Annotated in this window: 17 protein-coding genes; 6 read left to right on the forward strand and 11 right to left on the reverse strand. The window is 64.3% G+C overall.

The window, feature by feature from the left end; all coding sequences use genetic code 11:
• Nucleotides 1-8: 8 nt before the first annotated feature.
• The 6 genes from HX851_RS11760 to HX851_RS11785 are packed head-to-tail and all read right to left on the reverse strand — an operon-like array spanning nt 9 to nt 5,466.
• Complete coding sequence (locus HX851_RS11760; protein WP_177056453.1) at nt 9-1,124, reverse strand: NAD(P)/FAD-dependent oxidoreductase; 1,116 nt, start codon at nt 1,122-1,124, stop codon at nt 9-11.
• Nucleotides 1,121-2,476: an NAD(P)/FAD-dependent oxidoreductase gene (locus HX851_RS11765; protein WP_177056452.1), complete on the reverse strand. Its 1,356-nt coding sequence runs from the start codon at nt 2,474-2,476 to the stop codon at nt 1,121-1,123. The genes HX851_RS11760 and HX851_RS11765 overlap by 4 nt, the downstream gene beginning before the upstream one ends.
• Complete coding sequence (locus HX851_RS11770) at nt 2,473-2,763, reverse strand: (2Fe-2S)-binding protein (protein ID WP_177065472.1); 291 nt, start codon at nt 2,761-2,763, stop codon at nt 2,473-2,475. The genes HX851_RS11765 and HX851_RS11770 overlap by 4 nt, the downstream gene beginning before the upstream one ends.
• A gap of 7 nt (nt 2,764-2,770) precedes the next feature.
• On the reverse strand, nt 2,771-3,565 hold the full coding sequence (locus tag HX851_RS11775) for an ABC transporter permease (RefSeq protein ID WP_177056450.1): 795 nt from the start codon (nt 3,563-3,565) through the stop codon (nt 2,771-2,773).
• The gene (locus HX851_RS11780; protein WP_177056449.1) at nt 3,566-4,441 is read right to left on the reverse strand and encodes an ABC transporter permease; all 876 of its coding nucleotides are present in this window, start codon (nt 4,439-4,441) and stop codon (nt 3,566-3,568) included.
• Nucleotides 4,438-5,466 (reverse strand): ABC transporter ATP-binding protein, encoded by a 1,029-nt coding sequence (locus HX851_RS11785; protein ID WP_177065474.1) that lies wholly within the window; start codon nt 5,464-5,466, stop codon nt 4,438-4,440. The genes HX851_RS11780 and HX851_RS11785 overlap by 4 nt, the downstream gene beginning before the upstream one ends.
• Nucleotides 5,467-5,710: 244 nt before the next feature.
• Here HX851_RS11785 and HX851_RS11790 point away from each other — a divergent pair, with 244 nt between their 5' ends.
• A complete protein-coding gene (locus HX851_RS11790) occupies nt 5,711-6,547 on the forward strand; it encodes an IclR family transcriptional regulator (protein WP_177065476.1) in 837 nt (278 codons plus the stop codon).
• Nucleotides 6,548-6,650: 103 nt separating this feature from the next.
• Here HX851_RS11790 and HX851_RS11795 read toward each other — a convergent pair whose 3' ends face one another.
• Both HX851_RS11795 and HX851_RS11800 read right to left on the reverse strand, forming a co-directional pair.
• A complete protein-coding gene (locus HX851_RS11795; RefSeq protein WP_177056446.1) occupies nt 6,651-7,400 on the reverse strand; it encodes an anti-sigma factor family protein in 750 nt (249 codons plus the stop codon).
• A complete protein-coding gene (locus tag HX851_RS11800; RefSeq protein WP_042937213.1) occupies nt 7,397-7,903 on the reverse strand; it encodes an RNA polymerase sigma factor in 507 nt (168 codons plus the stop codon). The genes HX851_RS11795 and HX851_RS11800 overlap by 4 nt, the downstream gene beginning before the upstream one ends.
• Before the next feature lie 185 nt (nt 7,904-8,088).
• On the opposite strand from HX851_RS11800, the gene HX851_RS11805 reads away from it, so the two are divergent.
• Nucleotides 8,089-9,168: a catalase family peroxidase gene (locus HX851_RS11805; RefSeq protein WP_177056445.1), complete on the forward strand. Its 1,080-nt coding sequence runs from the start codon at nt 8,089-8,091 to the stop codon at nt 9,166-9,168.
• A complete protein-coding gene (locus HX851_RS11810) occupies nt 9,165-9,704 on the forward strand; it encodes a cytochrome b (RefSeq protein WP_177056444.1) in 540 nt (179 codons plus the stop codon). The genes HX851_RS11805 and HX851_RS11810 overlap by 4 nt, the downstream gene beginning before the upstream one ends.
• A gap of 140 nt (nt 9,705-9,844) precedes the next feature.
• Here the strand turns inward: HX851_RS11810 and HX851_RS11815 are convergent, their stop codons facing one another.
• Nucleotides 9,845-11,059 (reverse strand): MFS transporter, encoded by a 1,215-nt coding sequence (locus tag HX851_RS11815; RefSeq protein ID WP_177065478.1) that lies wholly within the window; start codon nt 11,057-11,059, stop codon nt 9,845-9,847.
• A 97-nt stretch (nt 11,060-11,156) separates the two neighbouring features.
• Here HX851_RS11815 and HX851_RS11820 point away from each other — a divergent pair, with 97 nt between their 5' ends.
• A complete protein-coding gene (locus HX851_RS11820; protein WP_177056442.1) occupies nt 11,157-11,600 on the forward strand; it encodes a winged helix-turn-helix transcriptional regulator in 444 nt (147 codons plus the stop codon).
• 71 nt (nt 11,601-11,671) lie between these two features.
• Here HX851_RS11820 and HX851_RS11825 read toward each other — a convergent pair whose 3' ends face one another.
• Complete coding sequence (locus HX851_RS11825; protein ID WP_177056441.1) at nt 11,672-12,388, reverse strand: FadR/GntR family transcriptional regulator; 717 nt, start codon at nt 12,386-12,388, stop codon at nt 11,672-11,674.
• Nucleotides 12,389-12,736: 348 nt separating this feature from the next.
• Here HX851_RS11825 and HX851_RS11830 point away from each other — a divergent pair, with 348 nt between their 5' ends.
• A complete protein-coding gene (locus HX851_RS11830) occupies nt 12,737-14,092 on the forward strand; it encodes an MFS transporter (RefSeq protein ID WP_177056440.1) in 1,356 nt (451 codons plus the stop codon).
• Nucleotides 14,093-14,120: 28 nt separating this feature from the next.
• Nucleotides 14,121-15,473 (forward strand): glucarate dehydratase, encoded by a 1,353-nt coding sequence (gudD, locus tag HX851_RS11835; protein ID WP_177065480.1) that lies wholly within the window; start codon nt 14,121-14,123, stop codon nt 15,471-15,473.
• Here the strand turns inward: gudD and HX851_RS11840 are convergent.
• Nucleotides 15,470-16,123: a carboxymuconolactone decarboxylase family protein gene (locus HX851_RS11840; RefSeq protein WP_177065482.1), complete on the reverse strand. Its 654-nt coding sequence runs from the start codon at nt 16,121-16,123 to the stop codon at nt 15,470-15,472. The genes gudD and HX851_RS11840 overlap by 4 nt on opposite strands.
• Nucleotides 16,124-16,287 lie beyond the last annotated feature (164 nt).

Below are 16,287 nucleotides of genomic sequence, written 5' to 3' on the forward strand. Positions count from 1 at the left end.
CGGCCCGCTCAAACGGCGGGAGTGGCGTGGAAACGGGTAATGGCAAAAGCTTCGATCGGTGTCGACGACTGGCCCTGGCACACCAGTTCGGCGAGTACCTCGCCCACCGCCGGGCCGATCTGGAAGCCCGCCCCGGCAAAGCCGAAGGCATGCAGCAGGCCGGGTTGGCTGGCGCTCGGGCCGATCACCGGCTGACGGTCGGGGAGGTAGCCTTCGGTGCCGCTCCAGGTGCGAATCGCCTGGGCACCTTCGAGAAACGGGTAGAGCTCGACGGCCTGCCGGAGAATCTCCAGCACGGCGGTCTGTCCCGGGCGGGCACGGGCGCCGTCAAGGGCAAAGCCCTGGCCGCCGCCGAGCACGCAGTTGCCGCGAGCGACCTGGCGGGCATAGATGCCGCCCCCCTCGACGCCGGTGCTGGCGTCCATCACCAGCGGCAACGGTTCGGTCACCAGCATGGCCGGATGGCCGGAATGCATGGGCACGGCGTCACCGAATTGCGCGGCGAGATTGCCGGCCCAGGCACCGGCGCAATTGAGCAGCCAGGCGGCACGGATCTCGTGGCCGTTCCGGGTGTGCAGGTGAAAGTGTCGGCCGTCATGCTCGACCCGGCTGACCTCGCTCTGCTCCAATATGTTTGCACCGAGCTGGCGAGCGGCACGGGCAAACGCCGGGGACACCAGTCGCGGGTTGGCGTGGCCGTCATCGGGGCAGAACGATGCCCCCTCGGCGATCTGCCCGACCCAGGGGAAACGCCGGTGCAACTGCGTGCGATCGAGTATCTGCAGGTTGAGCCCGAAACCCTGGCTGCTGTCGGCATAGGTTTGCAAGGCGGCGAGGTCGTCGAGGCTGCGGGCCAGCTTGAGATGCCCGGAGCGCTGGTATTCGCCATCGATACCGATCAGTTCGGGCAGGCGGCTCCAGATACCGTGGGCACGCTGGGAAAGCGGCAACTGCGACAGCGGACGGCCCTGGCGACGGACACCGCCGTAGTTGACACCGCTGGAATGGGAACCGCAGAAATCCCGTTCCAGCAGCACCACGCCGCGGCCCTGGCGACTCAGGGCCAGGGCCGCCGAGGCGCCGACGATACCGCCGCCGAGAATCGCTACTTCGATATCGATCATGGCGCGATCTCCACGCCGAACGGCAGCGGCTTGATCGGCGCCTGGGCACGCAGGCGGCCGATGGTGTCCAGGGCCAGGCCGCTTTCGCAGGCGATGATCTCCGCTGCCGCCGCGCCGCAGATCCGTCCCTGACAGCGCCCCATGCCGACTCGGCAATGGGCCTTGACCCGATTGATTTCCCAATGGCCCTCGCGGACCACCGCGCGCACGTCGACGACCCGCACTTCCTCGCAACGACAGAGCATCAGTTCATCCGCGGCATCACGTGCCCATTGCGTGGGAAACGGGAAGGCGTTTTCCAGGCCCTGACGAAAACCCTCGATACGCGCCAGGCGTTGTTCCAGGCGGTTGCCGCGTGCCGGATCGACGCTGTGACCCAGGTCTTCCAACAGCGCCAGGGCCGCGCGTTCACCGGCCATTTCCGCCGCATCGGCACCCATGATGCCGGCGCCGTCGCCGGCCAGGTAGATCCCGGCCACGCTGCTGCGACCGGCGCGGTCACGGTCTGGCAACCAGCTGCGGTTCAACGGATTCCAGCTGAAATGACAGCCCAGCAGATCCGCCAGTTGGGTCTCGCTGCGCAGGCCATGGGCAAAGGCCACGGCATCACATTCGAGCGAACGCGAGCGGCCAGCCTGACGCCAGTGCAGTGCGCTGACCCGTTGCCCGCCGTCGATCCGCTCCAGTTGTGCGCCCTGATGTACGGGGACTCCATGGGCGCTCAGCCAGGTCCGGTAGTACAGGCCCTTGGCGAGGGTCAGCGGTTGTCCGAGCATTCCCGGCAAGGCTTTGCATTGTGCGGCGAAGGGCGAGCTGTCGAGGACCGCGACGACCTTGGCCCCGGCCTTGGCATACTGGTACGCCACCAGGTAGAGCAGGGGGCCGCTGCCAGCGAATACCACCTGCTGGCCGATGGCGCAGCCCTGGAACTTCAGGGCAATCTGCGCCGCACCGAGGCTGTAGACCCCCGGCAGTGTCCAGCCGGGCACGGGCAACACCCGGTCGGTGGCGCCGGTGGCGACGATCACGGCGCGGTAGTCGAGACGCCCGGCGCGACCTTGTTGCAGGGTATCGAGAGCGCTGTCCTCGGCGTTCCACACCAGGGTCTCGGGACGGTAGTCGAGTTGCCCGCGCAGGTTATCGAGGGTCTGGTGGATCGCGCCGGCCTTGCGGGCTTCGAAACCATACAACTGCTGCGGCGAACGGCGAAAATTCTCCGGCTGGCGGCGATAGATCTGACCGCCGCCGCGGGTGGACTCATCCAGCAATACCGGGCGCAGGCCATGTTCGACCAGGGTCTGAGCGGCACGAATCCCGGCCGGACCGGCACCGACGATCACCACCGCAGTCATGAGCGTGCGCTCCCTTCGCGGCTGACCTGCTGCCCGGCTTCGAGCAGGGTCGAACAGGCGCGCACCCGGTGCCCGTCGGCCAGTCGAACCCAGCAGTCCTGGCAGGCGCCCATCAGGCAGAACCCCGCGCGGGGCTCGCCGCTGAAGTCGCTGTGGCGCAGGTATTCACCGTTGGTGAGCAGCGCGGTCAGCAGGGTATCGCCCTGCAGGCCGCTGGCCGGTTTGCCGTCGAGGGTAAAGTCCAGGGCCGGGCGGTCGCGCTCGGCCAGTCGTTTCAGCAGCGCCATATCGCCCTCATTGTTTACCTACCAGTACCCGGTCCAGGCCATAGACCCGGTCGAGGAGAATCATCGTCAAGGCCGTCAGCGCGATCACCAGGGCCGAAACCGCCGCCATCATCGGATCGATGGATTCGGTGGCGTACACATACATGCGCACCGGCAGCGTCTGGGTCGCGGGGGAGGTGACGAAGATCGACAGCGTCACTTCGTCGAAGCTGTTGATAAAGGCCAGTAGCCAGCCGCCGGCCACGCCGGGCAGGATCATCGGCAGGGTGATCTGGCGGAACAGCGTGAAGCGTCCGGCACCGAGGGATTCGGCGGCTTGCTCGGCACTACGGTCCAGGCCGATGGCAGCGGCCAGGACCAGGCGCAGCACATAGGGCGTGATCACCAGCACGTGGGCAAAGATCAGCCAGCTGAAGCTGCCGTTGACGCCCATCAGGGCGAACAGCCGCAACAGCGCCACTCCGAGCACCAGGTGCGGGATGATGATCGGCGATAGAAACAGGCCATTGAGAAAGTCCCGTCCGGGGAACTGATGACGGGTCATCGCCAGGGCCGCCGGGACGGCGATCAGGGTGGCCAGGCTGGCGGCGCTGAAGGCCAGGATCAGGCTGTTGTAGAACGCCTGGACGAAGTCCGCGCGTTCGAACACCGCGCGGAACCAGCGCAACGAGAAGTCCGTGGTCGGCAGGCTCAGGGTGTTTTCCGGGGTGAAGGCCACCAGGCATACCACCACCAGTGGCGCCATCATGAACACCACGATCAGGCTGTGGAACAACAGGGCCAACGGGCCGTTTCTGGACATTTACGCAGCCCCCAGGGATTTCTTGTAGCGACGCTCGATCATCCGGTTCCACGACAGCATGATCAGCAGGTTGAGCAGCAGCAGCGTCACGGCAATTGCTGCGCCCATCGGCCAGTTGAGTTCCGACAGGTACTGGTCGTAGACCAGTGTCGCGACCATCTTCAGCCGCCGCCCGCCGAGCAGGCCGGGAATCGCGAAGGAGCTGGCGGACAGGCCGAACACGATCAGGGTGCCGGACAACACGCCGGGCATGACCTGTGGCAGTACCACCAGGCGCATCACCTTGGCGTGACTGGCGCCGAGGGACAACGCGGCCTGTTCGGCGGCGGGGTCGAGCTTCTGCAACGAGGTCCAGACCGGGATGATCATGAACGGCAGCATCACGTGGACCAGCGCGATCACTACCGCGAACGGTGTGTAGAGCAGCTTCATCGGGGCCAGGCCGATGGCTTGCAGGCTCTGGTTGACCAGGCCGTCGGCACCGAGCAGCAGGCTCCAGCCAAAGGCCCGGACCACCACCGAAATCAGCAGCGGCGTCAGGATCAGGATCAGGAAGATCGAGCGCCACGGCGCGCCCATGCGACTGAGGATGTAGGCCTCGGGCACGCCGATCACCACACAGAGCAGGGTGGTCAGGCCGCTGATCCAGAAGGTGCGCAGGAAGATCTCGTAGAAGTATGGATCGCTCAGCAGCACGCCGTAGTGTTCCAGGGTGTAGGCGTCGCCCTTGATGCCGGTCTGGTAATCGAAGACGTTGAACGAAAGGACGGCGGTCAGCCCCAGCGGCAGGACCAGCAGGCCGATATACAGGGTCAGGGCCGGCGCCGACAGCAGGTAGCCGTGGCGCCCCTGGCGCATGCGGGCCAGCAGACTCATGCCGACACCTCGCCGCTTTCCAGGACCCGCAGCAGTTCGCTCGGCCAGTCCAGGCCGACCGCCAGGCCTTCGTTCAGCGGCGCCGAGCCGTCATTGCGGCGGACCACGGTGATTTCCCCGATAGCGCTGTCGATGCGGTACAGCCACTGGCTGCCGAGGAAAAAGCGGCTGAGGATGCGTCCTTGCAGACGTCCACAACCGGCGGCCAGCAGATCGATCTTTTCCGGACGCAGACTCAGGATCAGCGCGCCTTCGCCTGGTAACTGGCGCACTTGCGGGCAGCCGCTGGCGTCGCGGTCGCCGGGCAGCAGGTTGGCCTTGCCGACAAAGCCGGAAATGAAACGGGTACGCGGGTGTTCGTAGAGTTTGTAGGGTTCGTCGATCTGGGTGATCCGCCCGGCCTCCATCACCACCACGCGGTCGCTGATGGACAGGGCTTCGGCCTGGTCGTGGGTGACCATCAGCGTGGTGATGCCGACTTCGCGCTGGATGCGGCGGATCTCGAACTGCATTTCTTCGCGCAGGTTGGCGTCGAGGTTGGACAGCGGCTCGTCGAGCAGCAGCACCGGCGGCTCGATCACCAGGGCCCGGGCGAGGGCGACGCGCTGGCGCTGGCCGCCGGACAGCTCACGTGGATAACGCTCGGCGTGTCGATCCAGGCGCACCAGTTGCAGTACCTTCGCCACCCGCTGCTGGACTTCGTCGGCTGGCACCTTGCGCATGCGCAGGCCGAAGGCGACGTTGTCGCGGACCGTCATATGAGGGAACAGCGCGTAGCTCTGGAACACCACGCCGAGGCCACGGCTGCTGGGCTTGGCGTGAGTGATATCACGGTTGTCGAGGAGGATCCGGCCGGCGCTGACCTCGACGAAGCCGGCGATCATCTGCAGGGTCGTGGTCTTGCCGCACCCGGAGGGACCGAGCAACGAGACGAACTCGCCCTTGTCTACCGAGAGCTGGGTGGCGACCACCGCTTCGATGGCGCCATAGCGCTTGCACACGCCTTCAAGTCGTAGAAAGGCCATAACTGCGTTCCACCTGTATTTGTTGTGCACGCCGGGGCGTGCTTTTTTGTCATGGGCAGAGACGAAAGGGCGTTGCGGGGGTGCGTGGTGCTCGACGTGTGTCGGCTACCGATGTTGTTCGAATCGCCCCTTGTGGACGCAGAGTAGGACGAAGCCTAGGATGTGCGAAAGCCTGAATTTCACTGAAAGAATGACTATTTTCACTTTCATTCATTCAGCAAATTTTTATGTTGGAAATGGTCTTATGAATTCCACTGAACGGAATGAAAGTAAAAATGAAGTTGGTGTCGGTGCAGTGTCCCGACTGTTCGCGGTACTGCGCAGCCTGGGGGAGACACCGGAAAGCGGCGCGCGGGTGACGCAACTGGCCGAGCACATCGGTTTGTCCCAGCCGACCACCCACCGCCTGCTGCGCAGTCTGATGGACGAAGGAATGGTGGAACAGGACGGGCGCAGCAAACGCTATCGCCTGAGCCTGGAGTTCTTCGCCCTGGCGGCCCGGGCCGGGCAGAGCGGCAATCTGCGCGAGCTGGTGCGCCCGGCGTTGCTGCGTCTGTCGGCGTCCCTCGGCGACTCGCTGTTCCTGCTGGCACGCAGCGGTTTTGATGCGATCTGCCTGGACCGCAGTGAAGGGCCGTTTCCGATCCGCACCTTTACCGGCGATATCGGCGGCCGCGTGGCACTGGGCGTTGGTCAAGGCAGCCTGGCGATCCTGGCGTTCCTGCCGGAGGACGAGCGGGAAACGGTGATTCGCTACAACCTGCCGCGCCTGCGGGACTTTCACCTGTACGACGAGGTGTTCCTGCGTTCGGAAGTGGAGAGCGTCCGCAAGCTGGGTTACGCCGGGCGCAATACCGGCGTGTTGCAGGGGATGGCGGGGGTGGCGGTGCCGATCCTCGATCGCGAAGGGCGGGCGGTCGCCGCCTTGAGCGTGGCGACCATCAGTGATCGCCTCGGGCCGGATCGGCTGCCGACGGTGGTGGAATTGCTCAAGCGCGAGGCGGCGCTGATCGGGCCACGGATCAATCCGTTCGATCCGCTGCTGCGCCGGCCTTCGCAGATCTTCGGTGCGTCGGAATAAGAGGCAGGAGATCGTTCCCACGCTCTGCGTGGGAAGGCCTCTCTGGACGCTCTGCGTCCGCTGTCGTGACGCGGAGCGTGGGAGCGATCAGTGCAGTCAGGCTTCAGAACTGTGTGGTCTGTTGCAGCACCTGCGCCGCCGGGGTATCGGCCGGGGTGACCATGGCATAGTTGTAGCCGCCACCGGACCAGTACTCGGCCTGGAGTTCGCCGTCACGCCGACGGCCACGCTCCAGAAAATGCTTCTGCGGTCCTGGCGGACGCATGTAGTAGCTGATTCGCCGCCCTTGCGGGTCTTCGTACAGGACCATCGCCGCGGGGCCCTGCTCGGTGCTCAGCAAGCGCGCACTGACCGGCTTGAACCCGGCGTTCTGCAGGTTCGGCAGGCGGTTGGCCTGGGTGAAGTAACGATCGAGCCAGCCTTGCAGGTCGCCGTTCTGCTCGACCTTGAAGTCCGCCGGCAGGATGTCCTGGGTGGCGAACATGCGATAGGCCTGCACCGCGTCGGCCATCGGCGCCGGGGTCGGGTAGGTCATCTGTCGTGCCTGCCAGCCGCTGAGGCCGCCGACGCTCACGGCGATCAGCAGCACGGCCGCGCTGGCCAGGTGACGGCGCGACTGGCCACGCAGGCGTTGACGGATCATCGCCGGGTCCAGTTGTGGATTGGCCGGCATCTGCAGGGCTCCGCCGAGGGCCGCGCGCAGATGCTGGGCATCGCGCTGCCAGTCGCGGACCTGTTGGGCCATCTCCGGGTTCGTGGCCAGGTAGGTGTCCATCATTTGCCGGTCGGCATCGCTGAGCTGATGGTCGACATAGGCGTGCAAATCGCGTTCGCTGGGAGGAATAGTGATCATTTCAGTATCCGCAGGGAAGGGCTGGTGATTTCGCCGTCGCTGATCTGGCGCAAGGCCTGGCGGGCGCGGGACAGGCGTGACATCACGGTACCGGTGGGGACGTCGAGGATCTCGGCGACTTCCTTGTAGCTCAAGCCTTCCACCGAGACCCAGAGCAGCAGGGCCCGCTGTTCGGTGGGCAGTTGTTCGAAGGCTTCCAGGGTCGATTGCGCCACCACCGTGCGCTCCACCGACGGCTGGGCATCGTCGCGCCCGGTGAAGAACTCGAGCATCCGCGCATACCGCCGGTTGCGGCGGTGGGCATCGAGGAACTGCCGGTAGAGAATCGAGAACAGCCAGGCGCGCAGATCGCCCTCGGGACGCTTTTCACCCCAGCTGGACAAGGCCCGCTCCAGGCTGGCCTGGACCAGGTCGTCGGCGCTGCTCGGGTTACGGGTCAGCGACACGGCGAAGCGCCGCATGCGGGGGATCAGTTCACGTAACTGTTCGTCGAGATCGTTCATGGAATCCTGCAGGTTCTTCATCAGTCACTACGCTTGGACAAGGAAGACGCCTGGCTCGCAAGGTTATTCCAACGGCCGGAAAATAAATATTCGAAAAATAAATCGGGGTGCCTGGAATAAACCACCGCGACCTTCGTCTTATAGCTCCTTCACCGTGTGGCCGCCTGAGGCCCTGGAGTTCTTTCATGGTAGATCACACCCCGCCGCCCCTCAGCGGTTCGAGCAAGGCCTTGCGCCTGGCTGGTATCGCCGTGGTGGTCGCGGCGCTGGCCGGGGCCTTTGCCTATGTCAGTGGCCGGCTCGACCCGCAGCGCCTGACGCCGACGCGTATTGTCGATACCTTCGAGAAAAACAATGGCCTGCATCCGGGGTTCCGGCGTAACCATGCCAAGGGCGTGTGCGTCGCCGGCTATTTCGAAAGCAGTGCTGAAGCGCGTCCGTATTCGATTGCCAAGGTGTTCGCCGAAGGTAGCGTGCCGGTGGAGGGGCGCTTTGCCCTACCCAGCGGCAACCCCTATGCGCCGGACAGCAGTGTGCCGATCCGCAGCCTGGGCCTGCGCTTCATTCTCGCCAATGGCCAACAATGGCGCACCGGGATGAACAGCATGCCGGTGTTCCCGGTGGGGACGCCAGAAGCCTTCTTCGAGCAGCTCAAGGCGTCCGCGCCGGACCCGGCCACCGGCAAGCCGAACCCGGCGGCGATGGCGGCGTTTTTTGCCGGTCATCCGGAGACCGCGCCCTTCCTGCAGTGGGTCAAGACCGCCAAGCCATCGGCCAGCTATGCCACCGAAAGCTATAACGGGCTGAACGCCTTCTACCTGGTGAACGCCGCCGGTCAGCGCCAGGCGGTACGTTGGGGTTATGTGCCGTTGAGCCAGGATGCCCCGGGTGCCGTGGCACCGGCAGGCGCCGATTTCCTGAGCCAGGACCTGGAACAGCGACTGGCCGCCGGCCCGTTGAAATGGCAATTGCGCATTACCCTGGCCAATCCCGGCGACCCGACCGATGACGCCAGCAAGGCCTGGACCGGCGAGCACAAGGTGCTGAATGCCGGGACCCTGGTGCTGGAGAGCACCCAACCGCAGGACAGCGGCGATTGCCGCGATATCAATTACGACCCGCTGGTACTGCCCAGTGGCATCGAGGCTTCGGCCGATCCGTTGCTGGCGGCGCGTTCGGCGGCCTACGCCAGTTCCTATCTGCGTCGTACCAGTGAAGTCGGCCAGTTGCCTGCCGGTCACGCCAAACAGGAGTCCCGCCCATGAGCGCCCCTTCGAAGCATTTCGCCCCCCTGGCGCGCCTGCTGCACTGGCTGATGGCCCTGATGATCCTGGCGATGCTGTTTATCGGTGCCGGGATGGTGGCGTCGGTGTCGGCCCGGCATGAGTGGCTGATCCATCTGCACAAGCCGCTGGGGATTGCGATCCTGGCGTTGGTGATCGTGCGTCTGGTTGTACGTTTCAGTACCCGGCAACCGCCCTTGCCAGAGGACCTGCCGGGCTGGCAAGTGCTGGCGGCAAAGCTGTCCCATGTGCTGCTGTACGCCTTGATGCTGGTGTTGCCGCTGTTGGGTTGGGCGATGATTTCAGCGGCCGGCGATCCGGTGATGCTGAGCAGTTCGATTGAACTGCCGGCGCTGCTCTCGGCCAATGCCACGACCTTTGCCTTCCTGCGCAAGGCCCACGGCTACCTGGCGTACCTGTTGTTCCTGACCGTGTTGATGCACCTGGCCGCGGCCTTGTTCCATGGCTGGATTCGTCGGGATGGCGTGCTGCAAAGCATGGTGCGCGGCAAGGATTGAAACAGTGGGGTGTCAGGGCTGGCGCCTTCGCGGGCAAGCCCGCTCCCACAGGGACGGCGGGGTGTGCGGCATTTGTGGTTGGCTCGAACCCTTGTGGGAGTGGGCTTGCCCGCGAAGAGGCCAGTCCAGGCGACCCTCATTCAAGGATTTTTCACCACCCGCAGTGACCATCCCCAGTACCCCAGCGCCAGGGCATTGATTCCAGCTCCCAGCAGGCAGACGCCCGGCCAGCCCGCCCATGCATACATGGCCGTGGCCCCGAGGGCCCCGGCCGCGCTGCCGAGCGAATAGAACAGCATGTAACCCGCCGCCAGGCGGCTTTGCGCCTGTGGCCTGACGCCGTAGATCAGGGTCTGGCTGGTGACATGCGCCGCCTGTAAACCCAGATCGAGGGTAATCACGCCGAGCAGCAAGGCCCAGAGCGACGATTGGGTAAAGGCGATCGGCAACCACGACAACAGCATCAGCAGCAACGACAGGCCACTGGTCCATTGCGCCCAGCCGCGATCCGCCCAGTGTCCGGCGCGCGCGGCGCCCAGGGCGCTGGCAGCCCCGGCGAGACCGAACAGGCCGATCTCGGTATGCGACAGCGACAGCGGCGGGGCGCTCAGGGGCAGGACCAGCGGTGTCCATAGCACCGTCCCGGCGGCGAAAATCAGCATCGCCAGCACGGCCCGGTCACGCAGGATCTTTTCTTCCTTGAACAGACTGAACACCGACACGATCAGTGCACCGTAGGCCTGGCGGGCCTTGGCCGGTTCGTACCGGGGCAGCACCCGCCAGAGCATCAGCGCCATGACCAGCGTCAGTCCCGACGACAGCAGGTAGACCGAACGCCAGCCGGCCAGATCGGCCATGCCCCCGGAAACGCTGCGCGCCAGCAGCAGGCCGACGACGATGCCGCTGGTGACCGTGCCGACGACCTGGCCACGTTCGCCCGCTGCCGCCAGTTGCGCGGCATAAGCCACCAGGGTCTGGGTCACCACCGCCAGCAGCCCGACCAGGCCCATGCCCAGCAGTAGCCAGAAGCTGTTGGGCGCCAGGGCACTGAGCAGCAGCGCCAGCACCGACAGCAGCATCTGCCCGACGATCAGCCGACGGCGGTCGAGCAGGTCGCCGAGGGGCACCAGCAACAGCAGTCCCAAGCCATAGCCGACCTGGGTCAGGGTAATCACGCCACCGACCATGGCGTGGTCCATGGCAAAGGTCTCGGCCATGGCATCCAGCAGTGGTTGGGCGAAATAGACATTGCCGACCGAGAGCCCGCAGGCGACGGCGAACAGCAGGACGACTGCCGGGGAAAGTCCGGCGCTCGGCTCTTGGGTATCGGTGGTGATCGGGACTTCCAGCGCCATGAGGGCTCCTTGGGTTGTGGTTGCTTTTTGAAACCAGTTGTACCCTAGGGCGCGTGGTTTTATATTGCAACCACATTTTCTTGCAGGAGCCCGAGTCATGGTCAAGCGTTCCAGCCTGGAAGCCGCCGAATGCCCGGTGGCCCGCTCACTGGATGCCATTGGCGACGGTTGGTCGTTGCTGATCATTCGCGACGCGTTCGACGGCATTCGTCGCTTCGGCGAGTTTCAGCGCAACCTCGGCCTGGCCAAGAATATCCTCGCCGCCCGTTTGAAAAGCCTGGTGGGGCACGGGGTGCTGGCGGTTGTTCCGGCCTCGGATGGCAGTGCCTATCAGGAGTATGTGCTGACGGAAAAGGGCAGGGGGTTGTTCAACCTGATCATCGGCCTGCGCCAGTGGGGCGAGGCCCATTTCTACGGTCCGCAGGAAACGCATTCGCGGATGGTCGACCGCGAGCAGGGCTTGCCCCTCAGGCTTCTCGAACTGCGAGCCGCGGACGGGCGATTGCTGGGGCCGGAGGACTGTCGACGGATTCCGGCCTGAACGCTTTGCGTCACAAAAGCGGACGCAGAGCGTGGGAACGATCGCACCTCGATATGGGAGCGATCGGTTTGCTATTCCCGGGAAAACCGCTCCCGGCTGTTGCTCAGGTGGGTCCACATCGCCGCCCGCGCCGCATCGGCATCCTGGCGCTGGATCGCGTTGAGGATCGCTTCATGCTCCTGATTGGCCAACTGTCCCAGTTGGGCGAGGTCGGCGTCGCCGCGTTCAGCGCCTTGTACCCGGGTTCGCGGGATCATCGATTGCCCCAGGTGCAAGAGGATTTCAGCGAAGTACGGGTTGCCGGTGGCCTCGGCGATCAGCAGGTGGAAACGCTGGTCGGCGGCTACGCAACTGTCGTTGTTGGCCAGCAGGCTCTGGTATTCGTCGAGGGCTTCACGCATCTGCCGCAGGTGTGCGTCGCTGCGCCGTCGTGCCGCCAGGGCGACGGCCTGGGTCTCCAGGCCCAGGCGCAGTTCGAGGATGTCGCGCACGCTCAGCGCCGTGTCGGCGCTCAGGCGCAGGCCATGGGCTTCCTCGCGTTCCAGGACGAAACTGCCAACCCCGTGATGAGTCTCCACCCAGCCCGAGGCCTGCAGCTTGGATATCGCCTCGCGGACCACTGTACGGCTGACCTTGTGCTCACGCACGATGGTGCTTTCCGAAGGCAGCTTTTCCCCCGGTTTCAACTGTCCCAGGCGGATCTGCTGGGTCAGGTGATTGACCAGGTCGGTGGCCAGGTTGGGCGTGCGCTTGCGGCGCGGTGCAGGAAGGTCGGTATCGAGGCTCATGATCGTGTCGCGCAGAAATGAGCGATGAGCTTAACACTCGTCAGACAAGCTGTGCACAAGGGCTGTTATACATGTATGACGAGTGTGCTTTTCAAGGCTTTCATCGGTTGATTTTTTGCGGCTGCCATAAAACGTGGATTTGAAGGGGGTGTTGATTTACGAAGCTAGTTTTAATAAATACTAATAAAAACAACTATTTATTCATTGTTAATATCTTTTTTTGAAACCTGGCAGATTCTGAACCTCCCTAAGCCACTTGTTAACAAATTTTTCTACTCGTATGATGACTGTCGACTGGTTCGTCTGATCCAGCACCCCGCACACAAAAATAACCCGTGGGAGACCGTCGTGAACAACACCCTCGATCCGTCCGGAATACCGGAGCGTGATTCACTGCTGGCCGTCGCCGTGGCGAAGGTCAAGCGCCATGTGCTGCCGCTGTTCGTCATCATGTTTATCGTCAACTACATCGACCGGGTGAATATCGGCTTCGTGCGCACGCACCTGGAGCATGACCTGGGCATCGGTGCCGCCGCCTATGGTTTTGGTGCTGGGCTGTTCTTCATCGGTTATGCGTTGTTCGAAGTGCCTTCCAACATGTTCCTGCAGAAGGTCGGGGCTCGGCTCTGGCTGACCCGCATCATGTTCACCTGGGGCCTGGTCGCCACGGCGATGGCCTTTGTCCAGAACGAAACCCACTTCTATATCCTGCGTTTCCTGCTCGGGGTGGCCGAGGCCGGCTTCTTTCCGGGGGTGATCTACTACTTCACCCGCTGGCTGCCCGGCGTGGAGCGGGGCAAGGCGATTGCCATTTTCCTCAGCGGTTCGGCCCTGGCGTCATTGATCTCCGGCCCGTTGTCCGGGGCCCTGTTGCAGATCGAAGGCTTCGGCTGGCACGGCTGGCAATGGATGTTCATCATCGAAGGCCTGGCCTCGGTGGTGCTCTGCGGCTTCACCTGGTTCTGGCTCGACTCCACGCCCAAAGATGCCAAATGGCTGAGCGTCGCCGAGCAGGACGTGCTGGTGCAGGTGATCGAGGATGAGCAGAGTGCCCGCGAGGCGTCGATGCCGGTCAAACCGTCGATCTGGACCTTGCTCAAGGATCGTCAGATCCTGCTGTTCTGCCTGCTGTACTTCTGCATTCAGCTGACCATCTACGCCGCGACCTTCTGGTTGCCCAGCATTATCAAGAAAATGGGCGACCTCAGCGATCTGCAGGTCGGTTTCTTCAACTCCATTCCCTGGCTGATCTCGATCATTGCCATGTACGCCTTCGCGGCGGCCTCGGGCAAGTGGAAGCACCAACAGGCCTGGGTTGCCACCGCGCTGCTGGTGGCGGCGGCGGGGATGTTCATGTCCACCACCGGCGGTCCGGTGTTTGCCTTTGTCGCGGTGTGTTTCGCCGCCATCGGCTTCAAATCCGCTTCGTCGCTGTTCTGGCCGATTCCCCAGGCCTACCTGGATGCGCGGATCGCGGCGGGCGTCATTGCCCTGATCAACTCCACCGGCAACCTCGGCGGCTTTGTCGCGCCGGCCACCTTCGGCTTGCTGGAGGAGCGCACGGGTTCGATCCAGGGTGGCCTCTACGGCCTGGCCGCGACCTCGGTGCTGGCGGCGATCCTGGTGTTCTATGCCCGAACCCGGCCCAAGGCCTCCCACGCGCTACCGGGGATCGTCAGCCCGGCCCTGAACAAACCCCATTGAACGACGCTTTTGCCGACAGGTACCAACCATGACTACACAGCCCCTCAATGCCGCCGGCCAGACGCCGGTGATCAGCGGTTTCCAGGTTATCCCGGTGGCCGGCCACGACAGCATGCTGCTGAACCTCAGCGGTGCCCACGGCCCGTTCTTTACCCGTAATATCGTGATCATCACCGACAGCAGCGGGCGCACGGGCGTCGGCGAAGTCCCCGGCGGCGAGCGGATTCGCGCCACCCTGGAGGACGCCCGCTCGCTGCTGCTGGGCCAGTCCATCGGCAATTACCAGAAGCTGCTCAACCAGGTGCGCCAGACTTTCGCCGAACGCGATTCGGGCGGTCGCGGGCAGCAGACTTTCGACCTGCGTATCACCATTCATGCGGTGACGGCGCTGGAGGCGGCCTTGCTCGATCTGCTCGGCCAGTTCCTCGGCGTGCCGGTGGCGGCGTTGCTTGGTGAGGGGCAACAGCGAGACGCGGTCAAGGTCCTCGGTTATCTGTTCTATATCGGTGATCGGGGTCGTACCGACCTGGCCTATCGCAATGAAGCCGAGGCCGACGACGCCTGGTTGCGCCTGCGGCATGAGCAGGCGATGACCCCCGAAGCCATTGTCCGTCTGGCCGAGGCTGCCCAGGCACGTTACGGTTTCAATGATTTCAAGCTCAAGGGCGGCGTGCTCGATGGTGCCCGGGAGATGGAGGCGGTGACTGCCCTGGCCGAACGTTTCCCCCAGGCGCGGATCACCCTCGATCCCAACGGCGCCTGGTCGCTCAAGGAGGCGATTGCCCTGTGCCGCGACAAGCACGATGTGCTGGCCTACGCCGAGGATCCCTGCGGTGCGGAGAACGGTTATTCGGGGCGCGAGGTGATGGCCGAATTCCGCCGTGCCACGGGGCTGCCGACGGCAACCAACATGATCGCCACCGACTGGCGGGAAATGGGCCATGCGATCCAGTTGCACGCAGTAGATATCCCCCTGGCCGATCCGCATTTCTGGACCATGCAGGGCTCGGTCCGGGTTGCCCAGATGTGCCATGAATGGGGCCTGACCTGGGGTTCGCACTCCAACAATCACTTCGACATTTCCCTGGCGATGTTTACCCATGTCGCGGCCGCGGCACCGGGTGAGATCACCGCCATCGACACCCACTGGATCTGGCAGGACGGCCAGGGCCTGACCCGGGAGCCGTTGCAGATCGTCGACGGTTTTATCCAGGTACCGCAAAAGCCGGGACTGGGTATCGAACTGGATCTGGACGCAGTGGCCAAGGCCCACGAGTGCTACCGGAACATGGGCCTTGGCGCCCGGGATGACAGCGTGGCGATGCAGTTCCTGATCCCGGGCTGGTCGTTCGACAACAAGCGTCCGTGCCTGGTGCGCTAGTCGGGGGTGAAGAGCGTCACGGCGACGATCTGTTCGCCCTCGACGCGAAACTGCAATACGCCACGGGGGGCCGGCTGACCTGCCTGGTAGCATTCCACCAGCACCCGGTCCGCCGCCGTGGCGGTGGCCTGGAGTTGATGGGGTTTGCGCAGCAGATCCCGTGCTGCCCGTGGGAGCGGGAAAGGGTTGTGGTCATGGTTTTCCCGCACCGTGTCACAGAACGCCAGCACCACGGCCCTTGGCGGCCTGGCCGGTGGCGAAACCATTCCGGCGTCGGCAAACAGATGGTTGAGCTGGTCAGCGGTGGTTACCGCGCGTGGGAAACCGGTGAAGGCAGAGGCCTGCAACAGCAGTTCGGTGTATTCGCCGGGAGCCAGGCCCGAAGCCAGGCCGGTCTTGAAATGCACGCTGAGCGGTGGCCCGACCATGCCGGCGGCAACGATGGCGGCGAAGGTCGCGGCTTCGCGCAACCGCGGATCGAGACCGGGGCGCTCGTGCAGATGGCCGTAGACGACGCCGACCGCCAATTCGCCCAATGCCGGCGCGGTATGAAACAGCGCATCCAGGCGTGCGCCGCCATCAGGTACCAACTCGATAAACTGCTTGCGGCCTTCACGGTACAGCTCTGCCACGGGGTCCTTGCTGTTCATGGTATGTCCTCTGCGAAAGATAGGGGTTCGCGCGTCGACGACAGCAGGACATCGACAGACAGGAGCCTAGCCAATCCGCGGGAAAATGCCTGCGCGGGAATATTTTTTCCGCGACCGATCAAGGCTAGAGTGGTGGGCTCAAGTGAACGGTTGCAGAGAGGGCG

This window comes from Pseudomonas gingeri, assembly GCF_013385635.1.
Lineage (GTDB): Bacteria > Pseudomonadota > Gammaproteobacteria > Pseudomonadales > Pseudomonadaceae > Aquipseudomonas > Aquipseudomonas gingeri_A.